At 55.1% G+C, this 5,535-nt stretch carries 6 protein-coding genes and 1 pseudogene; all 7 read right to left on the minus strand.

Annotation, left to right across the window (positions count from 1 at the left end):
• A partial coding sequence (locus tag WCC56_RS07875) for a glycerophosphodiester phosphodiesterase family protein (RefSeq protein WP_424691850.1) occupies window positions 1–172 on the minus strand: 172 nt, incomplete at its 3' end.
• Window positions 172–1,242 carry a sn-glycerol-3-phosphate import ATP-binding protein UgpC gene (locus WCC56_RS07880; protein ID WP_424691845.1) on the minus strand — a complete coding sequence of 357 codons (1,071 nt, stop codon included), beginning with the start codon at window positions 1,240–1,242 and terminating at the stop codon, window positions 172–174. The genes WCC56_RS07875 and WCC56_RS07880, both read right to left, overlap by 1 nt.
• 3 nt (window positions 1,243–1,245) lie before the next feature.
• On the minus strand, window positions 1,246–2,091 hold the full coding sequence (gene ugpE / locus WCC56_RS07885) for a sn-glycerol-3-phosphate ABC transporter permease UgpE (protein WP_424691846.1): 846 nt from the start codon (window positions 2,089–2,091) through the stop codon (window positions 1,246–1,248).
• The gene (gene ugpA, locus WCC56_RS07890) at window positions 2,088–2,975 is read right to left on the minus strand and encodes a sn-glycerol-3-phosphate ABC transporter permease UgpA (RefSeq protein WP_424691847.1); all 888 of its coding nucleotides are present in this window, start codon (window positions 2,973–2,975) and stop codon (window positions 2,088–2,090) included. The genes ugpE and ugpA overlap by 4 nt, the downstream gene beginning before the upstream one ends.
• Before the next feature lie 129 nt (window positions 2,976–3,104).
• Window positions 3,105–4,424 carry a sn-glycerol-3-phosphate ABC transporter substrate-binding protein UgpB gene (gene ugpB / locus WCC56_RS07895; RefSeq protein WP_424691848.1) on the minus strand — a complete coding sequence of 440 codons (1,320 nt, stop codon included), beginning with the start codon at window positions 4,422–4,424 and terminating at the stop codon, window positions 3,105–3,107.
• A 261-nt stretch (window positions 4,425–4,685) separates the two neighbouring features.
• Window positions 4,686–5,396, minus strand: coding sequence for a high-affinity branched-chain amino acid ABC transporter ATP-binding protein LivF (gene livF / locus WCC56_RS07900; protein ID WP_424691849.1), 711 nt, complete (start codon window positions 5,394–5,396; stop codon window positions 4,686–4,688).
• A gap of 1 nt (window position 5,397) precedes the next feature.
• Window positions 5,398–5,535, minus strand: a pseudogene (gene livG, locus WCC56_RS07905) (high-affinity branched-chain amino acid ABC transporter ATP-binding protein LivG); the annotation flags it as partial.

The following is a 5,535-nucleotide window of genomic DNA, read 5'->3' on the forward strand; positions in this document are numbered from 1 at the left end:
TGTCATCGTGCAGCAAGAAAATCTCGCCATCCTGCGACAATTTCACGTCAAATTCGATCATCTTGTGGCCCAGTTTCGCGCCAACATCAATTCCGGCAAGGGTGTTTTCCGGGGCGAGTTTCCCGCCACCGCGATGGGCCACAATCGCTGGGTAAGGCCAGGCTTTATTCATTATTCGAGCCGTTGTCCAGTAGAGGTATCAAAGAAATGTAGCGATTCTGCAGGCAGATGCAGCCACAATGTACTGCCGATGGCCGGGCGCTCAATATGCGGCAGACGCACCACAATGCTGCTGCCGCCCCACTTACCGTGGGCCAGATTATCCGCGCCAAGCATTTCCAGCGTTTCCACCACCAGCGGCAAGCCGCCTTGCGGTGAAGAGAGCTTAATATGCTCCGGACGAATACCCAGCGTCAACGGGCGACCGGCCCAACGCGCTTTCGCTTCCGGCAACGGAACCCCAAAACGATCGGACAGCGTCAGCCTGGTGCCATCTTCATTTAACTCACCTTCCATCAGGTTCATCGACGGTGCGCCAATAAAGCTGGCAACGAAGCGCGTAGCCGGACGCTCATACACTTCAACCGGCGTGCCTAGCTGCTCCAGCACGCCTTTGTTCATCACCATTACGCGTTGTGCCAGCGTCATCGCTTCCACCTGATCGTGAGTGACGTACAAACTGGTGGTGTTCAGGCGGCGGTGCAGCTGCTGCAGTTCGAGGCGCATCTGCACACGCAGACGGGCATCAAGGTTGGATAAGGGTTCATCAAACAGGAACACTGAAGGCTCACGCACAATTGCCCTGCCCATCGCCACACGCTGCCGCTGGCCGCCAGAGAGTTCCCGCGGGCGGCGATCGAGCAAGGCTTCAAGCTCCAGGCTTTTGGCCGCTTCCAACACTTTCTGCCGGACATGCTCTTTGCCCATGCCACGAATTTTCAGGCCATACGCCATGTTCTGCTCAACGCTCATATGCGGATAAAGCGCGTAGTTCTGGAACACCATGGCGATGCCACGATCTTTCGGTTCAAGCTGGGTGACACGCTGAGAATCGATGTAGATATCGCCGCTGGTGACTTCTTCCAGCCCGGCGACCATGCGCAGTAGCGTGGATTTGCCGCAGCCAGAAGGCCCCACCATCACCATAAATTCACCGTCGCGAATTTCCACGTCCAGCGGCTGAATGATCGGGTTCTTCCCGTCGTAGGATTTGGTAACAGCCTGAAGTTTTACGCCTGCCATAACTTATTTCTCACTCTCAACCAGCCCGCGGACAAAGGCGCGCTGCATCACTAAAACAATCACAATCGGCGGCACCATAGTCAGCAACATGGCGGTCATCACCAGATTCCATTGGGTCGATCCGTCACCGTTACCAATCATGCTACGGATCCCTGCCACGGCGGTGCCAAGATCAGCTTCGCTGATGATCAGCAATGGCCACATGTACTGGTTCCAGCCGTAAATAAAGGTGATCACAAACAGCGCCGCCAGATTGGTTTTCGACAGCGGCAGCACGATGTCCCAGAAGAAGCGCATCGGGCTGGCACCATCAATCCTTGCCGCTTCAATCAGCTCATCAGGCAAGGTCATAAAGAACTGGCGGAACAGGAAAGTTGCGGTGGCGGAAGCCATCAACGGCAGCGTCAGGCCGCTATAACTGTCGAGCATATTCAGGTTAGAAATCACCTCCACGGTCGGGAAAATCCTTACCTCAACCGGCAGCATCAGGGTGATAAAAATCATCCAGAAGAACAGCCCGCGCAGCGGGAAGCGGAACCAGACCAGTGCGAAGGCTGACAGGACAGACACGCTTATTTTTCCAACGGTGATGCTTAATGCCATGATCGTGCTGTTCATCAGCATCACGCCAAACGGTGCGCTGCTCTGCGCCACGCCGTGCTGCCAGATGTTAGCAATGTTCTCCAGCAAATGGCTGCCGGGGAGCAGCGTCATCGGGACCTGGAACACTTCACTGTTACTCAGGGTGGCGGCAACAAAGGCCACATAAAGCGGGAACAGCACGGTGAGGATCCCCAGCCCCAACATGATGTGGCTGAACATGGTCAGCCCTGGACGGTTCTCAATCATTGGTAGCGCACCCTTTTCTCGACGTAGCGGAACTGGATCACCGTCAGAATAATCACCAGCACCATCAGCACCACCGACTGCGCGGAGGAGGAAGAGAGATCGAGCCCGGCAAAGCCTTCACGGTAAATCTTATAAATCAGCGTGGTTGTGGATTGCACCGGACCACCGCCGGTAGCGGCGTCGATCACCGGGAAGGTATCGAAGAAGGCATACACCACATTCACCACCACCAAAAAGAAGCCGACTGGGGTGATCAGCGGCAAAGAGAGCTGGAAGAACCGGCGAACCGGGCCAGCGCCGTCGATAGCGGCCGCCTCAGTCAGCGATTTTGGAATGGATTGCAGCGCGGCAAAGAAGAACAGGAAGTTGTAGCTCATCTGCTGCCAGACTGAAGCCAGCACCACCAGGAACATCGCCTGGCCGCTGTTCTGAGCATGGTTCCAGTCGTAGCCTAAGTAGCGCAGGAAATGGGTAATCAACCCCAGACCGGGACTGAACAGGAACATCCACAGCACCGCCGCCACGGCTGGAGCCACCGCGTAAGGCAGTAAAAACAACGTCTGATAGAAGCGCTTAAGGCGCAAAACATGGTCTACCAACGCGGCAAAAAACAGGGAAACCACCAGGCCGATCACCGTGACCAGCCCGCTGAAGATCAGCGTGGTCAGGAAGGAGTCGAGGTAGTATTCGTCGCCGATCAGACGTTTGAAGTTTTCCATGCCGACAAAGGTGCTGGAAAGGCCGAAGGGATCGACACTTTGCACCGAATACCACAGGGCTTCACCGGCGGGCCAGAGAAAGAAAACAATCGTGATCAGCAGCTGAGGCAGCATCAGAACATAAGGCAGCCAGCGCGAGCGAAAAACGGGACGGGAAGAAGACATAGCGTCGTCCAACATAAGGTAGAGGGGCCGCGTTCAGCACTGGCAACGCGGCCCTGAAAACAAGTTCAGGTGGGTGCATCCAGTTTGAGCAAAACCGCTGACTGCATGCGCCCCCCTGCGGACTAAGCGTTACTGCTTAGCCGTCTGTTCAAAACGACGCAGCAGCAGATTTCCACGGGTCACCGCGTTATCCAGTGCAGCCTGCGGCGTTTTCTTTCCAGTCCAGACGCCTTCCAGCTCTTCGTCAACAACGGTACGGATCTGCGGCATGTTGCCCAGACGCATTCCTTTAGTGAACGGTAACGGCGGCTTGTTCAGCATCTGACGAGTGGCGGTATCCGCACCTGGGTTTTTATCGTAGAAGCCTTGCTTGCGGGTCAGCTCATACGCAGCAGTGGTGATGGGCAGGTAACCGGTTTTCTGGTGCCATTCAGCCGCGATATCTGGCTGAGCCAGGAAGGCCATGAACTCGGCTACGCCTTTGTAAGTGCTGGCGTCTTTGCCTTTCATCACCCACAGGCTCGCGCCGCCGATGATGGCGTTCTGTGGGGCATCAGGCACCGTTGCATCGTACGGCATCATGCCTACGCCGTAGTTAAATTTGGCGTAATGACGGATATCAGCCAGCGAGCCTGAAGAAGCGGTAGTGATGCCACAGTCGCCGTTGTAGAACTTGGCAGTGGATTCATCTTTACGGCCGAAGTAGGTGAAATCACCCTTCTTGTTCATCTCCTCAAGCATCTGGATATGACGAACCTGTGTTGGCTTGTTGAACTCCAGAACGGTATCGGTGCCATCAAAACCATTGTTTTTGGTGGCTACTGGCAGAGCATGCCAGGCGCTGAAGTTCTCAATCTGGATCCAACCCTGCCAGCCACTCGCGTAGCCACAAGTCATGCCGGCTTTGCGCAATGCTGCCGCGTCTTTTTCCAGATCCTGCCAGGTTTTTGGTGGTTCTTCCGGGTTCAGACCGGCTTTTTTGAAGGCATCTTTGTTGTAATACAACACCGGCGTAGAGCTGTTAAACGGCTGAGAAATCAGGTGACCGTTGGCGTCACTGTAGTAACCCGCAACGGTCGGAACGAACTGCTTCTCATCGAAAGCCACGCCTGAGTTTTTGAACACATCGTAAACCGGCACGATAGCTTTAGAAGCCATCATGGTTGCCGTACCCACTTCGTAAACCTGCAAGATAGCGGGCGCTTTGCCTGAACGCACGGCAGCAATACCGGCTGCCAGACTCTGTTCGTAATTGCCTTTGTAGGTCGGCACAATTTTGTAATCAGGGTGGGATTCATTAAAGCGTTGTGCCAGAGAGTTCACTTCCACACCCAGTTCGCCTTCCATGGAGTGCCAGAAAGGGATCTCGGTTGCAGCCAGTGCATGGCCGCTGAAGGTCAGTCCCAGAAGGACGCAAAGTGCGGTTTTACGAAATGAGAACGATGTCATATCGGTTTCCTGTGCCCGGTGTCATTCGCGCGATATCGCGCATTCTTATTGTTCGGGAAGTAACATGACACGGGAAAATGACGGAAAGATAACGGGTATATGACGGAAATGTGACAGGCAGGTGACGAACAAAGCGCTTGAATTAGCGCTAATTTTGCCTAAACAGACGCAAAAAAGGCGGGAAGATCCCGCCCTCGAAGAGCTCATTCTTGCGCTAGCTGTAGGCCAGGCGGCACTTTCTTGCGCCTGAACTAAACAGGTTTAACCTCCCAGATAAGCGCTGCGTACCGCTTCATTTGCCAGCAGTGCATCGCCCGTATCCTCCAGCACCACATGGCCGTTTTCCAACACATAACCCCGATCCGCCAGCTTCAGCGCCTGGTTGGCATTCTGCTCGACCAGGAAGATAGTCATACCTTCCTGACGCAGTTGTTCGATGGTGTCGAAAATCTGCTGGATGATGATCGGTGCCAGGCCCAGCGAAGGCTCGTCCAGCAGCAGCAGGCGCGGCTGGCTCATCAGCGCACGGCCAATGGCCAGCATTTGCTGCTCACCGCCGGACATGGTGCCCGCTCGCTGAACGCGGCGCTCATATAAGCGTGGGAACAGCTCATACACGCGCTTGATACGGGTCTGATACTGCTGACGTTCGGCAAAAAAGCCGCCCATGGCCAGGTTCTCTTCCACCGTCATGCGCGAAAACACTCGCCGCCCTTCCGGGACGATGGCAATCGCCTCACGCATGATGCGCGCCGTTTGCCATTCAGTGATCGCTTTACCGTCGAAGGTAATTGTTCCTTGCGTGGCGCGTGGCTCACCACAAAGGGTGCCCAGAATGGTGGTTTTACCTGCGCCGTTAGCGCCAATCAGCGTGACTATCTCACCCTGATTGATGTGCAGACTGACGTTATGCAGCGCCTGAATTTTGCCGTAATGGGCGCTGACGTTCTCCAGAGAAAGCATCGGATTCATATTATGCTTCTCCCAGATAGGCGCGGATCACGTCCGGGTTGTTACGGATCTCTTCCGGCGTGCCGTTGGCCAGTGGCGTGCCTTGATTCACTACATAAATACGGTCAGAAATACCCATCACCAGTTTCATATCATGTTC

Source organism: Erwinia sp., assembly GCF_049696395.1.
GTDB lineage: Bacteria > Pseudomonadota > Gammaproteobacteria > Enterobacterales > Enterobacteriaceae > Erwinia.